We start from the raw sequence: 22,347 nt of genomic DNA, 5'->3' as shown, positions 1-22,347 counted from the left end.
TATGAGCCGCATCGGTAAGAAGCCGGTCTCCGTACCGGCAGGCGTTACCGCCTCGATCGACGGTCGCGTGCTGAACGTGAAGGGCCCCAAGGGCACCCTCTCGCTCAACCTGCGCGACGAGATCAGCTACACGCTCGAAGACGACGGCATCCTGGTGAAGCCGGCGAACGAGACCAAGGCGGCGCGTGCCTTTTGGGGCATGCAGCGCACGATGGTGCAGAACCTCGTCACCGGCGTGACCGAGGGCTTCACCAAGAAGCTGCTGATCACCGGCGTCGGGTATCGCGCGGCGTCGCAGGGCAAGGTGCTCAAGCTCCAGCTCGGCTATTCGCACGACGTGAACATCGACGTGCCGGAAGGCATCGAGATCAAGACCCCCGATCAGACCACGGTCGAGATTTCGGGGATCGACAAGCAGAAGGTCGGCCAGATTGCGGCCGAGATTCGCCGCTGGCGGAAGCCCGAGCCGTATAAGGGCAAGGGCATCAAGTACGACGGCGAGTTCATCTTCCGTAAGGAAGGGAAGAAGAAGTGATCAGCACCAAGGGTCTCTCGCTTTTCGCAAAGCGTCGCCGCCGCAACCGCACTGCGCTTCGCGCACGTGCCGGCAACCGTCCCCGGCTGTCGATCCATCGCTCGGGCAAGCATATCTATGCCCAGGTGATCGACGACGCCCAGGGCAAGACGGTTGCCGCGGCTTCCACCCTCGAAAAGGACGTGCGCGGCAAGACCGGCGCGACCATCGAGGCCGCACAGGAAGTGGGCAAGCGCGTTGCCGAGGCCGCCAAGGCCGCCGGCATCACCCAGGTCGTCTTCGACCGCGGTGGCTTCCTCTACCATGGCCGCGTCAAGGCGCTGGCCGATGCCGCTCGTGAGAGCGGGCTGGAGTTCTGAGAATGGCTGACGAAATCAACACGACCGAAGCACCGGTCGAGGCGCAGGACGCCGGCCAGGCTCCCGCTCAGGAACAGCAGAACCGTGGTCCGCGTGGCGGCCGTGGCCGTGGCGGCCCCGGCGGTCCCGGCGGCGGCAACAACCGTGGCGGCCGTGACGGCAACCGTGGTGGTCGTCGCGACGATCGCCGCGGCGGTCAGGACGATGGCGGCGAAGAGCTGATCGAGAAGCTGGTCCACATCAACCGCGTCTCGAAGACGGTGAAGGGCGGCAAGCGCTTCGGCTTCGCGGCGCTGGTCGTCGTGGGCGACGGCAAAGGCCGGGTCGGCTTCGGTCATGGCAAGGCACGCGAAGTGCCCGAAGCCATCTCGAAGGCGACGGCTTCGGCCAAGAAGACGATGGTCCGCATTCCGCTCAAGGAAGGCCGCACGCTCCACCACGACGGCAACGGTCACTTCGGTGCCGGGCGCGTGACGGTCCGCACGGCGCCTGCCGGTACCGGCATCATCGCCGGCGGCCCGATGCGCGCGATCTTCGAGTCGCTCGGCGTTGCCGACGTCGTCACCAAGTCGGTCGGCACGTCGAACCCCTACAACATGATCCGCGCCACCTTCGAGGCGCTGAACGAGCAGACTTCGCCGAAGTCGGTCGCTCAGCGGCGCGGCAAGAAGATCGCCGACCTGCTCGGCCGCGGTGGTTCGCAGACCGCCGAGGCAGACGCAGCAGCGATCGCGGAGTAAAGATCATGGCGAAGATCAAGATCAAGCAGATCGGTTCGCCGATCCGCCGCACCAAGGATCAGCGCGCAACGCTGATCGGCCTCGGCCTCAACAAGATGCACAAGGTCTCGGAGCTGGAAGACAGCCCCGAGGTCCGCGGCATGATCCGCAAGCTTCCCCACATGGTGGAAGTGATCGAGGGCTAAGCCTTCGCATCGCGCGCAAAATAGGGAAGGGGCGGTAGGCGACTACCGCCCCTTCTCCGTTTTCGGCGCGTCAACAATCGGGCTCCCTCGCCTTGCTAGCGGAGCGAGGCCTCGGGCGCCGTTGCCTCGGCATCGCAGGACAGGCCGGCGCGCTTGTCGAATTTCCACTCGGCGCGGGCGCCGTCGCGCTCGACATAATGCAGGAATGCCTGGACCTGGTACGCGCCCTCGAAAGGGTCGCGCCAATGATAGCAGTCGCATCCGCGATAAATCAGCCCGTCGCCCGGCTCGAGCGCAACCGCCTTGATGCCGTTGGGCCCGGAGATCCATATCGGCCAGGCTGCCTGCGCTTCCATGCCGATATTGATCGTGATGCTGACTTCGCAGGCTGGGCGATCGCGATGCGCCTTCAGCATGTTCCCGGTGCGATAGACCCGCATATAGGAGAAGGTCGGCCATAGCCGCGTGCTGGTGGCGCGCTCGATCGGCGCGCGCATCGTGTCAAGGAGCCGGTCGATCTCGGGATCGCCATAGGCATAGGCAGCATCCGAGACCTGTTCGTCGCCCACGCGCATCAGCTTCTCTCGATCCCGCGCCAAGGCATAGTCGAGAAGGAAAGTCCGTCTCGGCGCATCGAGCACAGCCTGTTTGACGATATACCAATCGGCGTCGAATGCGGCCGCTTCTGCGTTCATGGGGATACTCCGGCGCGCCACGGGCCCGTACCCGGGGCCGCGCTCAGCGTCTTGCCGAGGCGCGTTCCGGTGGGGCGCGGGGCCTTCGCTTCGGCTGAGAGCCATAAGTAGGCAACGGCGCGCCGTACCAGGCGCGCCGCCGTCCATCTCATCGCTGCTGCTTGTCGATCTTGGCATGGAGCGCGCCGAGATCACGCTTCATGTCGAGGATGAGGTTGAGCATGGTAGACATGCCCAGTTCGCGGTCGTCGGGGCCGCGCGGTGGAGGAGGCGTGGGGGGCGATCCGGGGGCGCCGCCACCGCCGTCGCCGCCAGGCGGAGATGGGGGCGATCCGGGCGCGCCATGGCCTCCGCCCTCTCCTGGGGGCGAGGGTGGCGATCCCGGCGCGCCGCCGCCGCCATCGTCGTCGCCGCGAATCACTACCGGATGGAAGTCGCGAATAATGTCCAGAATGACATGCGGCGACTTGTTGAGATCGATGACGCTGCCATGTTGGCGTTTGATTTCAGCCAACACACGCGGATTGATGCTATCGGGCACGCGCTTCTCCTTTGAAAATGGATTTTCTCAGGCATTGGCGAACCCTTTGTGCAAAGCTGCTCCCGAAAGCGGGCCGCGTCAATTGGGCAGTGCGGAACAAATAGTTCGAGCCGTGTCGACCGTTTCGATGCGAGATCGTTGCCATATTCGCGTAGCAAGACGGCTTACTCGGGACGTTTTCGCTGCGGCCTTTTGCGGAGGATCTAGGCGCGGCAAGTCCCCTGCGCAGCGGTGAACATTGGGCGTGACAAACCCCGTCCTCGCCGCTATGGCCCGCCGCTTCCAATCAACGCGCGACCAAAGCGAAAGCGAGTGCAGACCATGAAGCTCAACGATCTCCACGACAATGAAGGTGCCCGTCATCGCCGTATGCGCGTCGGACGCGGTATCGGTTCGGGCAAGGGCAAGACCGCAGGCCGTGGCCAGAAGGGCCAGAAGAGCCGCGAAGGCGTCTCGATCAACGGCTTCGAGGGCGGCCAGATGCCGCTCCACATGCGTATCCCGAAGCGTGGCTTCAACAACATCTTCGCCAAGGACTATGCCGAGGTGAACCTCGGCGCGATCCAGAAGGCAGTCGATTCGGGCAAGCTGACCGCGACCGACATCACCCAGGCGGAACTCAACGCTACCGGCCTGACCCGTGGCGGCAAGGACGGCGTTCGCCTCCTCGCCAAGGGCGAACTGACCGCCAAGCTCAACTTCACCGTTGCCGGCGCGTCGAAGGCCGCCAAGGAAGCCGTGGAGAAGGCCGGTGGTTCGGTGACGATCCCCGAGATCGTCCCGGCGCACGAGAAGCACAAGGCCAAGCACCGCTCGGTGCAGAAGGTCGTCGCCGCCAAGAAGGCCGGCGGCAAGGCGTAACCCGCTGTCCCCGGCGCGCGCCGGGGGCCAGTATCGGGCCGCTCGTAACAGGGCCCCGGCCTCAAGCCGGGGAACAAAATGCTCCACAGGTTAGACAACCTCGCGAGCGTGCCTATATGAGCGGCGGGGGGCGGAAACGCTCATCCGCCGTTTCTGTTTCCGGGACTGACGAAAACCATGGCATCCGCAGCCGATCAACTAGCCTCCAGCATCAGCCTGGCGAAATTCTCGCAGGCGACCGATCTCAAGAAGCGCCTGTGGTTCACCCTCGGCGCACTGATCGTTTTCCGGCTGCTCAGCTATGTGCCGCTCCCTGGCGTCGATCCGACCCAGCTCAACCTGCTGGCGCAGCAGACCTCGGGCGGCGTGCTCGATTTCTTCAACAGCTTCACCGGCGGCGCGCTCAATCGCATGTCGGTCGTCGCGCTGGGCGTGATGCCCTACATCACCGCCTCGATCGTGGTGCAGCTCGCGACTTCGCTGAGCCCGGCGCTCAACGCGATCAAGAAGGAAGGCGAGAGCGGCCGCAAGCGCCTCAACCAATATACCCGCTACGGCACGGTCGCGCTGACCGCGGTGCAGGGCTGGTTCATCGCCGTCGGGCTCGAGAGCTTCGGCGCCAGCCAGGGCCTCCAGGCCGTGATCGAACCGGGCCTGCTGTTCCGCGTCGGCGCGGTCATCAGCCTCGTCGGCGGCACGCTGTTCCTGATGTGGCTGGGTGAGCAGATCACCAGCCGCGGCATCGGCAACGGCATCAGCCTGATCATCATGGCGGGCATTGTCGCGCGCCTGCCCACCACGCTCGTCCAGCTGTTCGAGAGCGGCCGCACCGGCACGATCGATCCGCTGCGCCTGATCCTGATCATCGTCGCGGTCGCCGCGATCGTGCTGTTCATCTGCTTCATGGAGCGTGCCCAGCGGCGCATCCTGATCCAATATCCCAAGCGCCAGACCGCGCGCGGGGTCCAGGCCGAGCGCAGCCATCTGCCGCTCAAGCTCAACACCGCGGGCGTGATCCCTCCGATCTTCGCCTCGTCGCTGCTGCTGCTGCCGCTGACGATCACCCAGTTCGCCGGCCAGGCGACCTCGGGCGAGAGCTGGTGGGGCGATCTGGTGATCAACCTCAACACCTATCTGCGCCACGGCTCGCCGCTCTACATGGCGCTCTATGGTGCGGGCATCATCTTCTTCTCGTTCTTCTACACCGCCGTCGTGTTCAATCCCGAAGAGACCGCGGACAATCTCAAGCGCTATGGCGGGTTCATCCCCGGCATTCGCCCGGGCAAGAACACCGAGAATTATTTCGATTATGTGCTGACGCGGATCACCGTGGTCGGTGCGGCCTATCTCACCATCATCTGCCTCGTGCCCGAATTCCTCATCTCGTCGATGGGCGGCACGTTCCTGATGGGCGGCACTAGCCTTCTGATCGTGGTGAACGTAACCATGGACACGGTTACGCAGATCCAGTCGCACCTGCTGGCGCACCAGTATGGCGACCTGATCAAGAAGGCGAAGCTGAAGGGCCGCATGCGCTAAGCGCAGCGCATAGAGGGGACACTTGCGTTGAACATCATCCTGTTGGGCCCTCCGGGTGCAGGTAAGGGCACCCAGGCGAGCCGACTCGAAGCGGAGCGGGGCATGGCCCAGCTCTCGACCGGCGATATGCTGCGCGCCGCGGTAAAGGCGGGCACGCCCACCGGCATCAAGGCCAAGGCCGTGATGGATGCGGGCGAGCTCGTCTCGGACGACATCGTCTCGGGCATCATCGGCGAGCGGCTCGACATGGCCGACACCGCGAAGGGCGCGATCTTCGACGGCTATCCGCGCACGGCCGCGCAGGCCGAATTGCTCGATGCGCTGCTCGCGGAGCGCGGCCGCAAGCTCGATTATGTGATCGAGCTGGTGGTCGACGAGGATGCGCTGGTCGAGCGCATCACCGGCCGCTTCACCTGCGCCAATTGCGGCACGGGCTATCACGACAAGTTCAAGCTGCCCAAGGTCGAGGGCACTTGCGACGTCTGCGGCAGCCACGACTTCAAGCGCCGTCCCGACGATAACGAGGAAACCGTGCGCACGCGCATGGCCGAATATCGCGCCAAGACCGCGCCGATCCTGCCGCTGTACGAGGCGCGGGGCCTTGTCCGCCGCGTCGACGGCATGGCCGACATGGACGAAGTCGGCGCGCAGATCGCCGCGATCCTCGACGGCCAGTGACCCTTACTCGCGCCGGGTTTGCCGAACCCGGTCGCTGACCAACAAGCCCGCCGCCGGTCGCAAGACCGGCGGCGGTTTTGTTTGTCCAAAGGAGATGAACTATTTTTCATGCGCGCGTCACCGCCGTCGCAGCCGCGGTCGGGTAGGCCGAGGATAAGGCAAGGGTCACGGGGTTTCACCCTGGGTTCGAAGCGCCAGCCCAGGCGCCGAGGACTGGATCCTTTCCGAAACCGGTGCCTTGCCCTGCGTGCCGGTAAGACGGCCGGCGGTTTGTCCCCTCTTTCCGCCGGCCGTCATCGGGCTTAGCCTCACCGCTTGCGGCGGCCCCCGCCCAGCAAGGACGCCAAGGACGGACGTAGAGCGCGCATGACCCGCAAGATCCTCATCGTCGAAGACGACGCCGCCACCGCCGCCTATGTCGCCAAGGGCCTGGGCGAGGCCGGGTTCGCAGTCGAGACCTGCAGCGACGGCCGCGACGGCCTGTTCCTCGGCTCCGAGGGCATATTCGACCTGATCATCGTCGATCGCATGCTGCCCGGGCTCGATGGTCTGTCGATGCTCGGCGCGCTGCGTGCCGCCAATATCCGCACCCCCGCGCTGGTCCTGTCCGCGCTCGGCACCGTCGACGATCGCGTGAAGGGGCTGCGTGCCGGCGCCGACGACTATCTCACCAAGCCGTTTTCCTTCGCCGAACTGCTCGCGCGCGTCGAGGCGATGCTGCGCCGTGCCGATGGCAGCGCGTCGGACAGCCAGGTTACGCGCCTCACCGTCGGCGATCTCGAGATCGACTTGCTCGCGCGCAGCGTCAGCCGCCAGGGCAGGGCGATCGCGCTTGGCGCCCGCGAGTTCAACCTGCTCGAATTCCTCGCCCGCCATGCCGGCCAGGTCGTCACCCGCACGATGATGCTCGAGAAGATCTGGAACTATCATTTCGATCCGGGCTCGAACGTCGTCGATGTCCATATCGGCCGGCTGCGCCGCAAGCTCGAAGAGGGGTTCGCCGCGCCGATCCTCCACACCGTGCGCGGCGCCGGCTATCGCCTCTCGCTCGACGGGTGATGCGGCTATCGTTCACTGCGCGCCTCGCGCTCCTCGCGATCGCGCTGGCGCTCGCTTCCAGTCTCGCGCTTGCCGGATTCATCTGGCAGCGCACGCATAGCGACGCCGTCGAGGCGCTCCGCCGCGATACCGTCGAGCAGGCGGACGCGCTCGCCGCGCTCTATCGTTCGGGCGGCCAGGCGGCGCTCGACTCGGCGATCAACGATGCCCAGCAGGGCGACGACACGCTCGTCGCCGCGATCGTCGACTCGAGCGGCGCCCGACGGATCGGCGCCGGCCCCGATCAGCTCGGCTTCGCGCCGGCGCCCGAACCTTTCCGCATCGGGATGCTCGCCCCGCGCGGCCCCTGGGCCAAGGAGGCGGGCTTTACCATCCGCCCTGTCGGGCGCGAATGGCTGATCAGCGGCCGCCTGCTCGACGATTGGGAACGCGCCCAGCGCACCATCGAGCATGCGCTGCTCCTCGCCATCCTGCTCGCCTTGGTGTTCGGTGCCGGCGGCGCGCTGGTCATCACCCGCTATGTCGGGCGCCGGCTCGATGCGATCGCCGGCGTCGTCGATGCCGTCGCGGGCGGCGATCTCACGCGGCGGATCGGTGCCGAGGGGGGCGGCGACGCTTTCGATCGCCTCGCCGTGCGGATCGACGGCATGCTCGACCGAGTCGACCGGCTGATGGCCGAGCTGCGCGTCGTCACCGATTCGATCGCGCACGATCTCCGCTCGCCGATCGCGCGGCTGCGCGCCCGCGCCGAGGCTGCCGCCACCGCCGAACACCCGCAGCAGCGCGAGGCCGCGCTCGCCGGGCTCACCGCCGAGACCGATTTGGTGATGCGCATGCTCACCGTGCTGCTCGAGATCAGCCGCTCGGAGGCGATGACGCGTGACAGCTTCTCGGCGGTCGAGCCCGCCGAGCTGATCGAGGAGATTGCCGACCTCTATGCGCCGGTGGTCGAGGAAGCGGGGCTCGCCTTTGCGCTCGATGTCGCGCCGGTGCCTGCTGCGCGGCTCCATCGCGAGCTGCTCAGCCAGGCGATCGCCAACCTCATCGACAATGCCCTGCGCCATGCCCAGGGGGGCGGGGACATCCGCCTGTCGCTCGCCGCGCGCGAGGGGGCGCTGCGCATCGCCGTTGCCGATCACGGCCCCGGCATCGCCCCGGCGGATCGCGCCCAGGCGCTCAGCCAATTCGGCCGGCTCGATACGGCACGCAGCCTGCCGGGAGCGGGGCTGGGTCTCGCGCTGGTCGATGCGGTGGCGCGGCTGCATGGCGGGCGGCTGGAGCTCGCCGATAATGCCCCCGGGCTGATCGCGACAATGGTGCTGCCGCTTTAATTCTCGGCCGGTCAACTTGGCGCGCTCGCAACGTTCGTGTATGCAGCCGGTTCCAACGAAAGCCACCCGTAGTGCTTGACAGCATCGCGGCGGGTGCATATGTCGCGCATCTTCCGAAACACCGGTTGCCCCGGCGGCGCTCCTTTGCGCTCGTCGCGGCGCTGTATTTTCGGAGCAACGCTACGAGATGGAGTGCAGGCTGCCATGCGGCACTCCGTGGAGCTGGGAGAATAAATTCCATGGCACGTATTGCGGGTGTAAACATCCCGACCAACAAGCGCGTCGTTATCGCGCTGCAGTATATTCACGGCATCGGCCAGACCAAGGCCAAGGAACTCACCGAAAAGCTCGGCATCGCGCCCGAGCGTCGCGTGCAGGACCTGTCGGACCAGGAAGTGCTGCAGATCCGCGAAGCGATCGACGCCGGCTACACCGTGGAAGGTGACCTCCGTCGCCAGACCGCGATGAACATCAAGCGCCTGATGGACCTGGCCTGCTATCGCGGCCTGCGTCATCGCAAGGGCCTGCCGGTCCGCGGCCAGCGCACGCATACCAATGCGCGCACCCGCAAGGGCAAGGCCAAGCCGATCGCAGGCAAGAAGAAGTAACGCCCGCCGCTTACTTCTCCGCCGGAGCGCGGCGTGAGGCTGATCGCCCGCCACGCTCCGCATCAGGAATTCAAGGTCAGGATATCATCCAATGGCACGTGAACCGCAGCGTATTCGCCGTCGCGAGCGCAAGAACATCACCGCCGGCGTCGCCCATGTGAACGCCAGCTTCAACAACACGATGATCACCATCACCGATGCCCAGGGCAACGCCATTTCGTGGTCGTCCGCCGGCATGATGGGCTTCAAGGGCTCGCGCAAGTCGACTCCGTATGCGGCACAGGTCGCTGCGGAAGACGCGGGCAAGAAGGCCGCCGAGCACGGCGTCCGTACCCTCGAAGTCGAAGTGAAGGGCCCGGGTTCGGGTCGTGAATCGGCGCTGCGCGCGCTTCAGGCGGTCGGCTTTCAGATCACGTCCATCCGCGACGTGACTCCGATCCCGCACAACGGCGTTCGCCCGTCGAAGCGCCGTCGCGTCTGATCTGTCCTGCTGGCGCCGTGGACCCTGAGGCGGGTCTGCGGCCTGGCAGTAGTTACCTGGCGGGGAAGCCTCAATCTCCGCCCAACATGAGGAAAGCCCGTGTCGGTCAACGCTAAGAACTGGCAGGAACTCAAGAAGCCCAACGGCCTCGAGAAGAAGCCCGGTGGCGATCCCAAGCGCAAGTCGACGTTCGTCGCCGAACCGCTCGAGCGCGGCTTCGGCCTTACGCTCGGCAACGCGCTGCGCCGCGTGCTGCTCTCGTCGCTCCAGGGCGCCGCAGTCACTTCGATCAAGATCGAGAACGTTCTCCACGAGTTCAGCTCGCTGGCCGGCGTTCGCGAAGACGTGACGGACATCGTCCTGAACGTGAAGCAGATCGCGATCCGCATGCAGGGCGAAGGCCCCAAGCGCCTCCAGCTCTCGGCCACCGGCCCGGCTGAGGTGAAGGCTGGCGACATCGCCGTCACGGGCGACATCGAAGTGATGAACCCCGATCTGGTGATCTGCCACCTCGATGACGGCGCGACGCTCAACATGGAGCTGACTGCCGACACCGGTAAGGGCTATGTCCCCGCCCAGGCCAACCGTCCGGCGGATGCGCCGATCGGCCTGATCCCGGTCGACGCGCTCTACTCGCCGGTCCGGCAGGTGTCGTACAAGGTCGATCCGACCCGCGTCGGCCAGGACCTCGATTACGACAAGCTCACGCTGACGGTCGAGACCGACGGCACGATCACGCCCGAGGATGGCCTGGCCTATGCCGCGCGCATCCTGCAGGACCAGCTCGCACTGTTCGTCCACTTCGACGACAGCGCGATGACCCGCGCTGCCCCGGCTGCTGCCGGTGGTGTGTCGGCTGCTGCCCCCGAGGCCGCAGGCGATACCGCGCAGATCAATCGCTACCTGCTCAAGAAGGTCGACGAGCTCGAACTGTCGGTCCGCTCGGCTAACTGCCTCAAGAACGACAACATCATCTATATCGGCGATCTGGTTCAGAAGACCGAAGCCGAGATGCTGCGCACGCCGAACTTCGGCCGCAAGTCGCTCAACGAGATCAAGGAAGTCCTTTCGAGCATGGGTCTCCGCCTGGGTATGGAAATCCCCGGCTGGCCGCCCGAGAACATCGAAGAGATGGCCAAGAAGCTCGAGCAGGAGATCATGGGGTAACCCAGGATTCTTGCGAAGAAACAAGGCGAAGGGCTCCTCGGCGACGTGGAGCCCTTTTCTTTTGGGGCGTCCCGAGCGGAGCGGCTTGCTCTCCAGGCGATGCGCCTTATTCTTCTGATGTGCGCCGGTTACGCCCTCTGCTGATACTGATTGTCGTCGGCGTTCTGCTGGAGACGCTATATCGCCTCGCGAACGGCCTCGAAATCACCAAGGCATGGATCGCTTGGCGAACAGGATATTTCGTGTTCCTGTTCACGGTGATCCAATGGTCCAGCCGGCACGAGGCGCGGCGCGAGCGAGCGCTCGGTAGGCCGCGGGGTAGTCTCTTGGTTTCGGTATTTTGCTTGCTGGCGGGTGGCGCCGGTTCGGCCTTTTGGACGTGGAAAGCCATCGGCGCACTTCGAACCGGCCAAGTGGCGGTCGCGTCCACGCCGGAAGTCTTCACTGCCTGGTCAACCAATCCCTGGGGGTTCGTGGCGACGCTCGCAGCGATGATCGTCGGCATCGCGGTTTTCCTGGTGATGTTCGTTGGCGGCATGGCGATGACCTGGCTGTCGTTTGCGCGGCGGTCCGGACGAGCCCGTGCTTGACGAATCGATCAATTTCCGCTCTTAGGCGCGACTTCACGCAATCGTGACACGGGTTTTGGGCAGCGGCCCTATCGCTGCCTGGCTTGGGGTACCTGAAACGGCCCCCAGACGAACGAAGGAAGATTACCATGCGTCATCGCGTAGGCGGCCGTAAGCTGCAGCGTACCTCGGCTCATCGCATTGCCCTGTTCCGCAACATGGCGGCAGCGCTGATCAAGCACGAGCAGATCACCACCACCACCGCCAAGGCGAAGGAACTGCGTCCTTACGTCGAGAAGCTGATCACCCTCGCCAAGAAGGGTGGCCTGTCCAACCGTCGTCTGGCGCATGCTCGCCTTCTCGACGAAGCGCAGCTGGTCAAGCTGTTCGACGTGCTGGCGGCGCGCTACGCCGATCGCAACGGCGGCTACACCCGCGTGATCAAGGCCGGCATCCGCGCGTCGGACGCCTCGCCGATCGCGATCATCGAGTTCGTCGATCGCGACGTCTCGGCCAAGGGCCAGGATTCGGGTCCGGTGCTCGGCGACGAGGACTTCGACGAAGCAGCCTGATCCGGGCGGCCAGAGTTCCTCCGGCCATGGAGAAAAGGGCGGTTGCACCTCGGTGCAGCCGCTCTTTTTCGTTGTGCGGCGCGACCGGCTAGACTGGGCGTGAATCAGATCCTCCCCGGAACGGGGAGGGGGACCGCGCCCGCAGGGCGTGGTGGAGGGGGTAAGCCGCAAGGGATCCCCTGGGGGCAGACCCCTCCACCATGCTGCGCATGGTCCTCTCCTCCCCGCCACGGAAGGGTAAGGAACAAACATTGAACATCGCCGCTGCCGCACTATCTCGGTTTGGCGACCGGATCGCCGCTCTTTGACATTGTCGGACCCAGCTTGGGCGTCGCTTGACGGGTGCTTCCAGGGCGCGCTGCTGTGGCGTTCGTGGCGCGTTCGTGTCGCCTCGGTGTCGTCGCACCGTGGCGCAACGGGCGCTTCGATGGCGCGCCGGCGTCGGACCGTCCAATCGCGCTCTAACAAAATCAATAATTTGGTGGCTTGAGCCTCCGCGAAAACCGCCGTTTCGTGTCAACTTCGTCAACCGACCGCGTACCGGCCAGCGCCCCGCAACTGTGACCTTTGAGACTTTCCGGCATCCAAGCCGCATGTCCAGCGTTCGGCAGATCCACCGATTAACAGTGGCGATCCTGCCACGCCGCCGATAGCAACGGCCATCGCCTCCTTTCAAAAGGGTCCCTGATGCGCCGAGCCTTGCTGTCCCTGCCGCTTCTCTTCGTCTCTCCCGCCTTTGCCCAAGCCCAGACCAAGCCCCAGCCAGAAAGCACTGCCATGTCCAAGCCCGCTTATCCGCAGACCCGCCGCGTCGACGTCGTCGACGAGCAGTTCGGCGTGAAGGTCGCGGACCCCTATCGCTGGCTCGAGAACGACGTGCGCAATGACAAGGAAGTCGCCGCCTGGGTCGCCGCCGAGAATCAGGTCACCGATGCCTATCTCGCGACGCTTCCCGGGCGCGACTGGTTCGCCAAGCGGATCAAGACGCTGTTCGATTATGAGCGGTTCGGCGTGCCGGTGAAGAAGGGTGCCCATTATTTCTACGCGCATAATTCAGGGCTGCAGAACCAGGCGGTGCTGTTCGTCCGCGACAGCCTGGAAGGGCAGGGGCGGCTGCTGATCGATCCCAATGGCTGGTCGAAGGACGGCGCCACCGCGCTCGCCGAATGGCTGCCTTCGGAAGACGGCAAGCTGCTCGCTTATTCGATCCAGGATGGCGGCACCGATTGGCGTACGATCAAGGTGATCGATACCGCCACCGGCAAGGAAACGGGCGACGAAGTGAGCTGGGCGAAGTTCACCATGGGCCTGTCCTGGGCCAAGGACGGCAGCGGCTTCTTCTATTCGCGCTATCCCGAGCCGCCCGCGGACGCCAAGTTCCAGGCGCTCAACGAGAACCACAAGATCTACTTCCACAAGCTGGGTACGCCGCAATCGGCCGACCGGCTGGTCTATGAGACCCCGGCGAGCCCCAAGCTCAGCCATTATGCCGGGATTTCCGACGACGGCCGCTATCTCGTGATCGGCACCACCGAAGGCACCGACAACAAGAACCTCGTGCACATCATCGACCTCACCGATCCGAAATGGCAGCCGCGCGAGATCATCGGCAAGCTCGAGAATGACTGGAGCGTGATCGGCAATCGCGGCACCCTGTTCTACTTCTCGACCAATGCCGCCGCGCCGCGCGATCGCATCGTCTCGATCGACCTCGCCGATCCCAAGCTGGCCGTGAAGGAAATCGTCCCCGAGCAGAAAGAGACGCTGGCCGGCGCCTCGATCGTCGGCGATCGACTGATCCTTTCCTATCTGGTCGACGCCAAGACCGAGGTCCGCCGCTACACGCTCGAGGGCAAGGCGGATGGCAAGGTCGCACTGCCGGGCATCGGCACCGCGAGCGGCTTTGGCGGCGAGGTCGGGGATCCCGAGACCTTCTTCGCCTTCACCAGCTTCAATTATCCGACGACGATCTTCCGCTACGATGTGAAGACCGGCCAGGCGGCGATCGGGCCCAGCCCAAGGTGGCGTTCGATCCCAGCCAGTTCGATGTCGAGCAGCGCTTCTATGCTTCGAAGGACGGCACCCGGGTGCCGATGTTCGTCGTCCGCAAGAAGGGCTCGACCGGCCCGGCGCCCACGCTGCTCTGGGGCTATGGCGGGTTCAACATCTCCTACACTCCGGCCTTTTCGGCGGCGCGGCTGGCCTGGATGGAGCAGGGCGGCGTCTTCGCCCTCGCCAATATTCGCGGCGGCGGCGAATATGGCAAGGCGTGGCACGATGGCGGCCGGCTCGCCAACAAGCAGAACGTGTTCGACGATTTCATCGCGGCGGGCGAATATCTCATCAAGGAAGGGATCACCGGCAAGGATCAGCTCGCGATCCAGGGTGGCTCGAACGGCGGCCTGCTCGTCGGCGCGGTGGTCAACCAGCGTCCCGACCTGTTCGCCGCGGCACTGCCGGCGGTGGGCGTGATGGACATGTTGCGCTTCGATCGCTGGACCGCCGGTCGCTATTGGGTCGACGATTATGGCTATCCGTCGAAGGAGGCCGATTTCCGCACGCTCTATGCCTATTCGCCCTATCACAACATCAAGTCGGGCGTGGCCTATCCGGCGATTCTGGCGAGCACCGCGGATACCGACGATCGCGTCGTCCCGGGCCACACCTTCAAATACACCGCGGCGCTCCAGGCCGCCGATATCGGAGACAAGCCCCATTTGGCGCGCATCGAAACGCGCGCCGGACATGGTTCGGGCAAGCCTACGGACAAAGTGATCGAGGAAGCCGCCGATCTCTATGCATTCGCCGGCAAGTGGACCGGGCTGGAAGTCGAGGCGAAGTAACCGCGGCGGATTATGCTTGGGTCGTTCATACGATCCAACCATTTTGGAGCAGTTTGTCTATAGGATTCGCGAAATATCCGTTGCGATGTTGGACGATCGATACGTAACTTCCCCTCTCTGCTGGCGTCCATCGAACGCTGCAGAGGGGGGCTTCCAGATGGGGATTTTACGGGCGATTGCCTTTGCAATCGGATCGGTCGTGCTTGCGGTGGCGCCGGTCGCGGCGCAGGAACGCTCGGCGCTGAAGCAGGGTTTCGAGCTCCCGGCCAATAGCGGCAAACGCATTCTGGTTTTCCGGCCGTCAGTCAGCGTGGGGGCGCAATCGACGGGCGGCATGTTCGAGCCGAACGGCGATTGGACCGAAAAGGCTTCGAGGAATCTTCAGGTCTCGCTCGAGCGGCTGCAGAGCCGGCTCGGCAACACCGTCGTCCTAGCGCCCGAAGCCTATGGCGAGGATGCGCAGCGGCTGCAGGAGCATATGGCGCTGTTCGCCGCGGTCTCGCAGGCCGTGATCGAATATCAGTTCTTCGTCGGCAATCGGCTGCCCACCAAGAAGCGCGACAACAAGAATGATGTGTTCGACTGGTCGCTGGGCGCCGGCGTCGCCACGCTTCCAGGTGCGCAGGACGCCGACTATGCGTTGTTCCTCTACAATCGCGATGCCTATGGCTCCACCGGCCGCAAGATCCTCCAGGTGCTCGCGTTGCTGGGCCCCGGCATCGCCGTGAAGTCGGGCGAGCATGCCGGCTATGCGGGGCTGGTCGATCTCAAGACCGGCGACCTGCTCTGGCTCAACGCCGATGGCGCGATGGGTGGCGATGTTAGGGAGGAGGACGGCTCCGAGAAGCGCGTCCGCCAGCTGCTCGATGATTTTCCCGGCAGCGACATCAAGCCGGCAAAATGATCCGCCGCCGCAAAACGCGCTGGCTATTTGCCGCCGGGCTGGCCGTGGCGGGCGCGAGGCCCGCAGCGGCGCAGAAGGCCGCAGTGCTTCCGCCCTATGCCGGGGTCTATCAGCCGCAGGGCGTCGATGAGATCGGCTTGTGGCGGGAGGACGACGAGAGCGAGCGCGCGCTCGCCGCATCGCCGCTCGTCATCCGCGACGAGACGCTGACGGGCTATATCAAGTCCGTGCTCTGCGCGGCCGTGGGCGCGGATCGCTGCGGTTCGGTCCGCATCTATGTGCTCCGCGAGCCCACCTTCAACGCCACTATGTCGCCCAACGGCACGATGCGGGTGTTCAGCGGTCTGCTGCTGCGCGTCCGCAACGAAGCAGAGTTGGCGGCAGTTCTGGGCCATGAGTTCGGCCATTTCGAGCGGCGCCATTCGCTCGCCAAGTTCAAGGCCGGGCGCCGCGGCACGGATCTGCTGGCGTGGACCGGGCTGCTGGCGAGCATCGCGCCGAGCTATAATGGCTATCGCATGTATCGAAACCTGGAAGTTTCGGTCTACGGGAGCTTGTTCCGCTATAATCGCGACCAGGAACGCGAAGCGGACCGGCTCGGACTGGGCTATCTGAACCAGAGCAGCCTGCCGCCACAAGCCGCGGCCATGGTATGGCAGAACGTCATGGCGGAGCTCCAGGCATCCGCCGCCGCGCGAGGGCTCCGCAAGCCCAACTTCAATAGCATAGCCTTCACCGCGTCGCACCCGCCGGAGGGCGAGCGGGCTGGCTATCTGGCCGAACTGGCCGATGCCGAAGGCGCAAGCCGTGACAATGGCGCCGCGCGCTATCGCGCCGCGCTGGCGCCGTGGCTGCCGCTGCTGCTCGAGGATCAGATCAAGCTCAACGATTTCGGCGCGAGCGACTATCTGATTCAGAACCTGGCCAGCGACGGCTGGACCGCCGACCTCTGGTTGGCGCGCGCCGAGCTGTACCGCACACGGGGCACCCAGCGCGACTTTGCCAATGCCGTCCAATTCTATGGCAATGCCACCGGCCTCGACGACGGCCTGCCCGCGGCGCATCGCGGGCTGGGCCTCGCGCTGATCAAGAGCGGCCGACCCAGTGAAGGCCAGGCCGAGCTCCAACGCTATCTGCAACTGAGCCCTGAAGCATCCGATGCAAAGATGATCAGGCTGATGATCCCGGGGGGAATTTGCAATGAAGATTGGCAAAGTCTTGGTGGCGCTGCTGGCCCTGCTTTCGGTGATCGCCGAGGCACCGGTAGCGAGCGCACACAAGCTGCGTCAGAAGGGCGCAGCGGTCACCATCGCCGATTCGAAACTCACCGTCACGCCGCCGCGCGACTGGAACCGGCTGAGCGGCAATATTGGCAAGAATACCGAGCGCTGGACGCTGGACGGCGAGCAGCTCAACGATCTGACCTTTTATGGCGGGATCGTTCCCGGCAAGCCACTGGTGAAGGAGCGGCACAAGAAGAAGGATCCGCTGCCCAAATTCCGCAAGGCGACCTTGCTCGTTGAAGTGCCGGAGCTGCTGGAGGGCACTTATCGGACCTACAAGAATATCGGCGCGTTCTAGCTCACGTCCACTGCGCCGGCCAGGTTCCTCGGCCAGGATGGGGTGATCTTCACTTACGAATTTACCGACGAGGACCAGATCACGCGCAAGGGCGAGGCGAGCGCGGCGATTGTCGAGGGCAAGCTCTACATGGTCAGCTTCGACGCGCCGCGGCTGCACTATTTCGACCGGACGATCGCCGACGTCCACGCCCTGATCGCCACCGCTACGCTCTAGGAGATCGCGAAGGCGCCGCTCTCGCGCCTGCGCTGCATACCCCGCTTTACAGCGCTTGGCTGGCTCCTTATCGGCCAGCCATGACGCTAGAGCACACCGACTCCATCCTCATTGTCGATTTCGGCAGCCAGGTAACCCAGCTGATCGCGCGCCGGGTGCGCGAGGCGGGGGTCTATAGCGAGATCGCCCCTTTCACCGCCGCCGCGGAGGCCTTTGCCCGGATGCAGCCCAAGGGGATCATCCTCTCGGGCTCGCCGGCCTCGGTGCTCGATCAGGACAGCCCGCGCGTGCCGCAGGTGATTTGGGATTCGGGGCTGCCGGTGATGGGCATCTGCTATGGCCAGCAGACGATGATGCAGCAGCTCGGCGGCAACGTCTCGCTCGGCGAAAGCGGGGAATTCGGGCTCGCCTTCATCGACATCGCCGAGGAATGCGAGCTGTTCGACGGGCTGTGGAAGCCCGGCGAAAAGCACCAGGTGTGGATGAGCCATGGCGACAAGGTGACCGACCTGGCGCCGGGCTTCCGCGTCGTCGCCTCGAGCGCAGGCGCGCCGTTCGCGGTGATCGCCAATGACGAACGCCGCTATTATGCAATGCAGTTCCACCCCGAGGTGGTCCACACCCCCGATGGCGGCCGGCTGCTTGCCAATTTCGTCCGCCATGTCTGCGGGCTCAAGGGCGACTGGACGATGGCGGAGTTCCGCCAGGCCAAGATCGCCGAGATCCGCGCCCAGGTCGGCAAGGGCAAGGTGATCTGCGGGCTTTCGGGCGGGGTCGATTCGGCCGTCGCGGCAGTGCTGATCCACGAGGCGATCGGCGAGCAGCTGACCTGCGTGTTCGTCGACCACGGCCTGATGCGCTCGGGCGAGGCCGACCAGGTCGTCAGCCTGTTCCGCGGCCATTACAATATCCCGCTCGTCCATGTGAACGCCGAGACGCTGTTCCTGAGCGGCCTTGCCGGGCTCACCGACCCCGAGGCCAAGCGCAAGTTCATCGGCAAGACCTTTATCGACGTGTTCGAGGAAGAAGCGCGGAAGATCGGCGGGGCGGACTTCCTTGCCCAGGGTACACTTTACCCGGACGTGATCGAGAGCGTGAGCTTTACCGGCGGGCCGTCGGTGACGATCAAGAGCCATCACAATGTCGGCGGCCTTCCCGAGCGGATGAACATGCAGCTGGTCGAGCCGCTGCGCGAGCTGTTCAAGGACGAGGTCCGCGAACTCGGCCGCGAGCTTGGCCTGCCCGAAGTGTTCGTCGGCCGGCATCCGTTCCCGGGCCCCGGCCTGGCGATCCGCATCCCTGGCGAAGTTTCCAAGGAACGCTGCGACATCCTGCGCAAGGCCGATGCGATCTATCTCGAGGAGATCCGCAACGCCGGGCTCTACGATGCGATCTGGCAGGCGTTCGCGGTGCTGCTCCCCGTCCGCACCGTGGGCGTGATGGGCGACCATCGCACGTATGATTACGTGCTGGCGCTGCGCGCGGTGACCTCGACCGACGGGATGACCGCGGTGGCGTTCCAATTCCCGGGCGACTTCCTGGCGCGAGTGGCGACGCGGATCGTCAACGAAGTGCGCGGGATCAACCGGGTGACCTACGATTATACCTCGAAGCCGCCGGGCACGATCGAGTGGGAGTGACCGGAGCGTAGTTTGGCGTAGTCCAGCGTTGAATTTGCAGCTCTATTCGGCCTTTTGATACCGGCTTCGTTGCATCATAAACGAGCGCGCGGCGGTCAGTGCACTCCATTGATTTCGCGCGATAAAAAATTTGGCAAACGGCGGGTAGCCGACCCGATCCACAGTTTGTCTGACGGTATGCATGCTTCGGTCGCGCCACTGGTGGTCGGCTTGTGGGACATTCCTGCCATTCCAGTGCGATGGGTCAAACGGCGGTTGTTGTCAGGAGACGACTTTCGGCGGTTGCCTGACCAGTATCGCAAGTGACAAAGCGTCGGTCGGTTGCGGCAATGCAGCTTTCAGGTAAGCTCGTCCGACGGACCCTCGGTCATATAGGCCCACAACGCCGAGCTGTTTGCAGGATCAGACTGCCGCGACACCGCCATCCACGAAGAGCTCATGTCCCGCGACGAAGCTGCTATCGCTCGACGCGAGGAAGAGTACGGCACGCGCGACATCTTCCAGGCGAGCCAGACGCCCAAGCGGTACCCCGTTGACGACCGCTTCTTCAGCGCCCGGATTCGCGTCGAAGTGGTTTCGAAGCAACGGTGTTTCGGTGGCGCCGGGCGAAACGACGTTCACGCGGATGCCACGGTCCTTGAGATCGTTGGTCCAGCTGCGGGCAAGGGAACGAACCGCTGCTTTGCTTGCATTGTAGAGCGACTGGTCCGGATACGCCTTGGAGCCCGCGATAGAGCCGTTGAGGACGATCACGGCCCCCTCCGTCATCAGCGGAAGTGCCTTCTGCACGGTGAACACCAAGGCTTTCACATTGAGGCCGAAGGTCGCATCGAAATGCGCTTCGTCAATTGCCTCGAGCGGGACGGGCTGGTGCGTGCCGGCATTGGCGAACACTACATCGACCTTGCCGTGGTCACGCTCGACGCGTTGGTAGAGGCTTGCAAGATCGGCAAGATTCGTAACGTCGCCTCGCACTCCCACCGCACCGTGACCGATCTGATCGATCGCCCGATCGAGCAAGGCCTGCCGCCGCGCGGTGATATATATCTGGGCGCCTTCTTGCGCGAAGCGCTGCGCGGAGGCCAATCCGATGCCATCGCTGCCACCAGTAATCACCACGATCTTGCCTTCGAACCGCTTCGTCATCACATCAGACCTTCATGCAAGTGGAGGATTGCTCCACTTGCAATATGGAGGCAACCTCCACTTGGCAAGATATGGGAGGCAAAAACTTGATTGAAGCAGGCCTGCGGGCCGACGCGGAACGGAACCGCCAGCGCATTCTCGTCGCCGCAGAAGAACTGTTCCTTGAGCGAGGTGCCGGCGTTTCGCTGGACGAGGTGGCCAAACGGGCGAAGGTCGGGATCGGCACGCTCTATCGTCGTTTTCCGACGCGCGAGGCGCTCTTGGCAGCCACCAGCGACGAGCGGTTTATGTCCGTCGCGGCGTTGAGCCAGGCACGGGATGCGGATGCTGACCCCGGCGACGCGCTACGCCAGTTCTTGGAAGAGCTTGCCGAGAACACCAGCGTCTATCAGAGCCTTGCCGCGTCGCTGGGGACAGTGATCCAGCACGGTACGGCTGGATGCAATGCAATTACTGCGGAAGGGCAGCGGCTGCTTGGGCTCGCTCAGGAAGCCGGGATCGTTCGTGACGATGTCAGCTTCGACGACATCATCTGTGTGGTTAGCGCGATAGCGATCGCGGCCGAGAAGGACGCTGCGCCGGTGTCTCGCGTTGCGCATTTGGTGGATTTGCTTCTCTATGGCATGCGCGTGCGGTGATGAAACCGGCGGCGGAACCGCCCCATAGGACGGTTCCGCCGCGAATGCAGGTCGTCAGAGCGCGCCGTCCGCAAGCAACTCGCGCGTCCGCTTGAGAGTGGACAGCAGCGCAGCTTTGTAACCTTGCTCGCTATCGAACTGCGCCTGCTCTGCCTGCTCTTCCGGACCACCCGGCGCTTTATCACGCAGACCGAGATAGCAGTAGAAGCGTAGGTGCAGCGCGCCGGCCTCATCCTCGAAAAGTTCGTTGACGATCGCGCCCTCGCGCGGGCCGGTGGCTTGGAAGAAGGTCACTTTCCGGGCCGTCTCCAGCACGATGATCTCGCGCAGATCCTGGCCGGCGATCGTCGCCTCTCGCACGAAGTGGGTCGCGCTTTCCTCGGCCACGTCGCAGCGGGTGCACAGGCCGGGCGGCAGGAAAAGGCGGGCGTCGCGCGCCTTGCGCTCCAGCCCCTTCCACACCTGTTCGCGGGTCAGCGGGGTTTCGCCTGCGGGGTTCACGGGCACGGTGGCGGTCGAGTAGATCATGGGTCGTCTCCTGAGAATGGGGGTCGGTGGGTGGTTCAGCCAGCTATGCCGGCCACGAAATCGCGATAGGTGCGCAGGGGCCGACCCAGCAGCGTGACCAGGCGCTCGACATCGCCGGCATCCGGCACCATGCCGTCGCTCACGAAGCGCTCGCCCATCAGCCGCATGTCGAAAGCCATCCAGCTGGGCATGAACTGGCGCAGGTTCTGCTCGAACGCGGCAACGTCCGCACCGGGATAGCCGACCGGACGGCCGAGCACGTCGCTCCAGATCGCGGCCGCGTCCACGCCGGTCAACGTGTCCGGACCGACCAGGTTAATCCGCTCGAACGGCAGTGGTCCCTCGGCCCGCTTGCGGCGGAGCAACTCGATGGCGGCGATCTCGCCGATATCGCGCGCGTCGATCATCGCGAGGCCCTTGTCGCCGATCGGCATCGGGTAGATGCCGTAACCGGTGATCGCGTCCTTGATCGTGACTTCGTTGTCCATGAAATAGGCCGGGCGCAGCACGGTCGCTTCGAAGCCCATCGCCTCGATCATCCGCTCGACACCGAATTTGCCGGCGAAGTGCGGCACGTTCACATAGACGTCGCTGTGGATCACGGACAGGTAGACGACCCGGCGAACGCCGGCCTCCCGCGCGACACCCAGCGTCAGCAGCGCCTGGGTGAACTCGTCGGGCACCACCCCATTGAGCAGGAACAGCGTGGATACGCCGGAGAAGGCAGCGCGCAGCGCATCGACGTCGAGCAGATCGCCCTGAACGATTTCGACACCAGCCGGCAGGGTGGCTTTGGCGGCGTCGCGGACAAGAGCCCGCACGTCGGCGCCGCGCTGCACGAGTTGATCGACGACATTGCGGCCGACATTGCCGGTGGCACCGGTAACGAGGATGGTCATGGGGGTCACTCCTTGATTGAAGGCGTTTGCGG

General features: G+C 64.8%; 24 protein-coding genes and 1 pseudogene. 20 read left to right on the top strand and 5 right to left on the bottom strand.

Going from position 1 to position 22,347, the window contains the following annotated elements; all coding sequences use genetic code 11:
• The first annotated feature begins 1 nt into the window (after position 1).
• The 4 genes from rplF to rpmD are packed head-to-tail and all read left to right on the top strand — an operon-like array spanning position 2 to position 1,819.
• Positions 2–535 (top strand): 50S ribosomal protein L6, encoded by a 534-nt coding sequence (gene rplF, locus AB2M62_RS12025; protein ID WP_404334013.1) that lies wholly within the window; start codon positions 2–4, stop codon positions 533–535.
• The gene (gene rplR / locus AB2M62_RS12020; protein ID WP_404339920.1) at positions 535–894 is read left to right on the top strand and encodes a 50S ribosomal protein L18; all 360 of its coding nucleotides are present in this window, start codon (positions 535–537) and stop codon (positions 892–894) included. The genes rplF and rplR overlap by 1 nt, the downstream gene beginning before the upstream one ends.
• 2 nt (positions 895–896) lie before the next feature.
• The gene (gene rpsE / locus AB2M62_RS12015) at positions 897–1,634 is read left to right on the top strand and encodes a 30S ribosomal protein S5 (RefSeq protein WP_404334011.1); all 738 of its coding nucleotides are present in this window, start codon (positions 897–899) and stop codon (positions 1,632–1,634) included.
• A 5-nt stretch (positions 1,635–1,639) separates the two neighbouring features.
• A complete protein-coding gene (gene rpmD / locus AB2M62_RS12010; protein ID WP_019369689.1) occupies positions 1,640–1,819 on the top strand; it encodes a 50S ribosomal protein L30 in 180 nt (59 codons plus the stop codon).
• A gap of 95 nt (positions 1,820–1,914) precedes the next feature.
• Here the strand turns inward: rpmD and AB2M62_RS12005 are convergent, their stop codons facing one another.
• Positions 1,915–2,514 carry a hypothetical protein gene (locus tag AB2M62_RS12005; RefSeq protein ID WP_404334009.1) on the bottom strand — a complete coding sequence of 200 codons (600 nt, stop codon included), beginning with the start codon at positions 2,512–2,514 and terminating at the stop codon, positions 1,915–1,917.
• A gap of 148 nt (positions 2,515–2,662) precedes the next feature.
• On the bottom strand, positions 2,663–3,055 hold the full coding sequence (locus AB2M62_RS12000; RefSeq protein WP_404334008.1) for a hypothetical protein: 393 nt from the start codon (positions 3,053–3,055) through the stop codon (positions 2,663–2,665).
• 321 nt (positions 3,056–3,376) lie between these two features.
• Here AB2M62_RS12000 and rplO point away from each other — a divergent pair, with 321 nt between their 5' ends.
• The 15 genes and pseudogenes from rplO to guaA all read left to right on the top strand — a co-directional run bounded on the left by rplO (position 3,377) and on the right by guaA (position 19,104).
• A complete protein-coding gene (rplO, locus tag AB2M62_RS11995; protein WP_404339918.1) occupies positions 3,377–3,916 on the top strand; it encodes a 50S ribosomal protein L15 in 540 nt (179 codons plus the stop codon).
• Positions 3,917–4,093: 177 nt separating this feature from the next.
• Complete coding sequence (gene secY / locus AB2M62_RS11990; RefSeq protein ID WP_404334006.1) at positions 4,094–5,455, top strand: preprotein translocase subunit SecY; 1,362 nt, start codon at positions 4,094–4,096, stop codon at positions 5,453–5,455.
• Between the two features lie 27 nt (positions 5,456–5,482).
• Positions 5,483–6,133: an adenylate kinase gene (locus AB2M62_RS11985; protein ID WP_404334005.1), complete on the top strand. Its 651-nt coding sequence runs from the start codon at positions 5,483–5,485 to the stop codon at positions 6,131–6,133.
• Between the two features lie 366 nt (positions 6,134–6,499).
• Positions 6,500–7,192 (top strand): winged helix-turn-helix domain-containing protein, encoded by a 693-nt coding sequence (locus AB2M62_RS11980; RefSeq protein ID WP_404334003.1) that lies wholly within the window; start codon positions 6,500–6,502, stop codon positions 7,190–7,192.
• The gene (locus AB2M62_RS11975; protein ID WP_404334002.1) at positions 7,192–8,523 is read left to right on the top strand and encodes a sensor histidine kinase; all 1,332 of its coding nucleotides are present in this window, start codon (positions 7,192–7,194) and stop codon (positions 8,521–8,523) included. The genes AB2M62_RS11980 and AB2M62_RS11975 overlap by 1 nt, the downstream gene beginning before the upstream one ends.
• Before the next feature lie 239 nt (positions 8,524–8,762).
• Entirely contained in the window at positions 8,763–9,131 is a 369-nt protein-coding gene (rpsM, locus tag AB2M62_RS11970) for a 30S ribosomal protein S13 (RefSeq protein WP_404334001.1), read from the top strand.
• A gap of 91 nt (positions 9,132–9,222) precedes the next feature.
• Complete coding sequence (gene rpsK, locus AB2M62_RS11965; protein ID WP_404333999.1) at positions 9,223–9,612, top strand: 30S ribosomal protein S11; 390 nt, start codon at positions 9,223–9,225, stop codon at positions 9,610–9,612.
• 99 nt (positions 9,613–9,711) lie between these two features.
• On the top strand, positions 9,712–10,779 hold the full coding sequence (locus AB2M62_RS11960) for a DNA-directed RNA polymerase subunit alpha (RefSeq protein WP_404333997.1): 1,068 nt from the start codon (positions 9,712–9,714) through the stop codon (positions 10,777–10,779).
• A 242-nt stretch (positions 10,780–11,021) separates the two neighbouring features.
• Entirely contained in the window at positions 11,022–11,369 is a 348-nt protein-coding gene (locus AB2M62_RS11955; RefSeq protein ID WP_404333995.1) for a hypothetical protein, read from the top strand.
• Between the two features lie 128 nt (positions 11,370–11,497).
• On the top strand, positions 11,498–11,920 hold the full coding sequence (gene rplQ / locus AB2M62_RS11950) for a 50S ribosomal protein L17 (protein ID WP_404333994.1): 423 nt from the start codon (positions 11,498–11,500) through the stop codon (positions 11,918–11,920).
• A gap of 687 nt (positions 11,921–12,607) precedes the next feature.
• A pseudogene (locus AB2M62_RS11945) lies at positions 12,608–14,763 on the top strand (prolyl oligopeptidase family protein).
• A gap of 157 nt (positions 14,764–14,920) precedes the next feature.
• Positions 14,921–15,667 carry a hypothetical protein gene (locus AB2M62_RS11940; protein ID WP_404333993.1) on the top strand — a complete coding sequence of 249 codons (747 nt, stop codon included), beginning with the start codon at positions 14,921–14,923 and terminating at the stop codon, positions 15,665–15,667.
• Positions 15,664–17,190 carry a M48 family metalloprotease gene (locus AB2M62_RS11935; RefSeq protein WP_404333991.1) on the top strand — a complete coding sequence of 509 codons (1,527 nt, stop codon included), beginning with the start codon at positions 15,664–15,666 and terminating at the stop codon, positions 17,188–17,190. Before AB2M62_RS11940 ends, AB2M62_RS11935 begins: the two co-directional genes overlap by 4 nt.
• Positions 17,191–17,290: 100 nt before the next feature.
• Entirely contained in the window at positions 17,291–17,464 is a 174-nt protein-coding gene (locus AB2M62_RS11930; protein ID WP_404333990.1) for a hypothetical protein, read from the top strand.
• An 80-nt stretch (positions 17,465–17,544) separates the two neighbouring features.
• Positions 17,545–19,104 (top strand): glutamine-hydrolyzing GMP synthase, encoded by a 1,560-nt coding sequence (gene guaA / locus AB2M62_RS11925; protein ID WP_404333989.1) that lies wholly within the window; start codon positions 17,545–17,547, stop codon positions 19,102–19,104.
• Positions 19,105–19,506: 402 nt separating this feature from the next.
• Here guaA and AB2M62_RS11920 read toward each other — a convergent pair whose 3' ends face one another.
• Positions 19,507–20,250: an SDR family NAD(P)-dependent oxidoreductase gene (locus AB2M62_RS11920; RefSeq protein WP_404333987.1), complete on the bottom strand. Its 744-nt coding sequence runs from the start codon at positions 20,248–20,250 to the stop codon at positions 19,507–19,509.
• A gap of 86 nt (positions 20,251–20,336) precedes the next feature.
• Between AB2M62_RS11920 and AB2M62_RS11915 the strand changes: the two genes are divergently transcribed.
• Complete coding sequence (locus AB2M62_RS11915; protein WP_404333986.1) at positions 20,337–20,888, top strand: TetR/AcrR family transcriptional regulator; 552 nt, start codon at positions 20,337–20,339, stop codon at positions 20,886–20,888.
• Positions 20,889–20,942: 54 nt separating this feature from the next.
• Here AB2M62_RS11915 and AB2M62_RS11910 read toward each other — a convergent pair whose 3' ends face one another.
• Together AB2M62_RS11910 and AB2M62_RS11905 are read right to left on the bottom strand one after the other, a co-directional pair.
• A complete protein-coding gene (locus AB2M62_RS11910; protein WP_404333984.1) occupies positions 20,943–21,416 on the bottom strand; it encodes an SRPBCC family protein in 474 nt (157 codons plus the stop codon).
• 35 nt (positions 21,417–21,451) lie between these two features.
• Positions 21,452–22,315 (bottom strand): SDR family oxidoreductase, encoded by an 864-nt coding sequence (locus AB2M62_RS11905; RefSeq protein WP_404333982.1) that lies wholly within the window; start codon positions 22,313–22,315, stop codon positions 21,452–21,454.
• Between the last annotated feature and the right edge of the window lie 32 nt (positions 22,316–22,347).

This window comes from Sphingomonas sp. MMS12-HWE2-04, assembly GCF_044881185.1.
GTDB lineage: Bacteria > Pseudomonadota > Alphaproteobacteria > Sphingomonadales > Sphingomonadaceae > Sphingomonas.
This window is presented reverse-complemented; position numbering and strand designations above follow the sequence as displayed.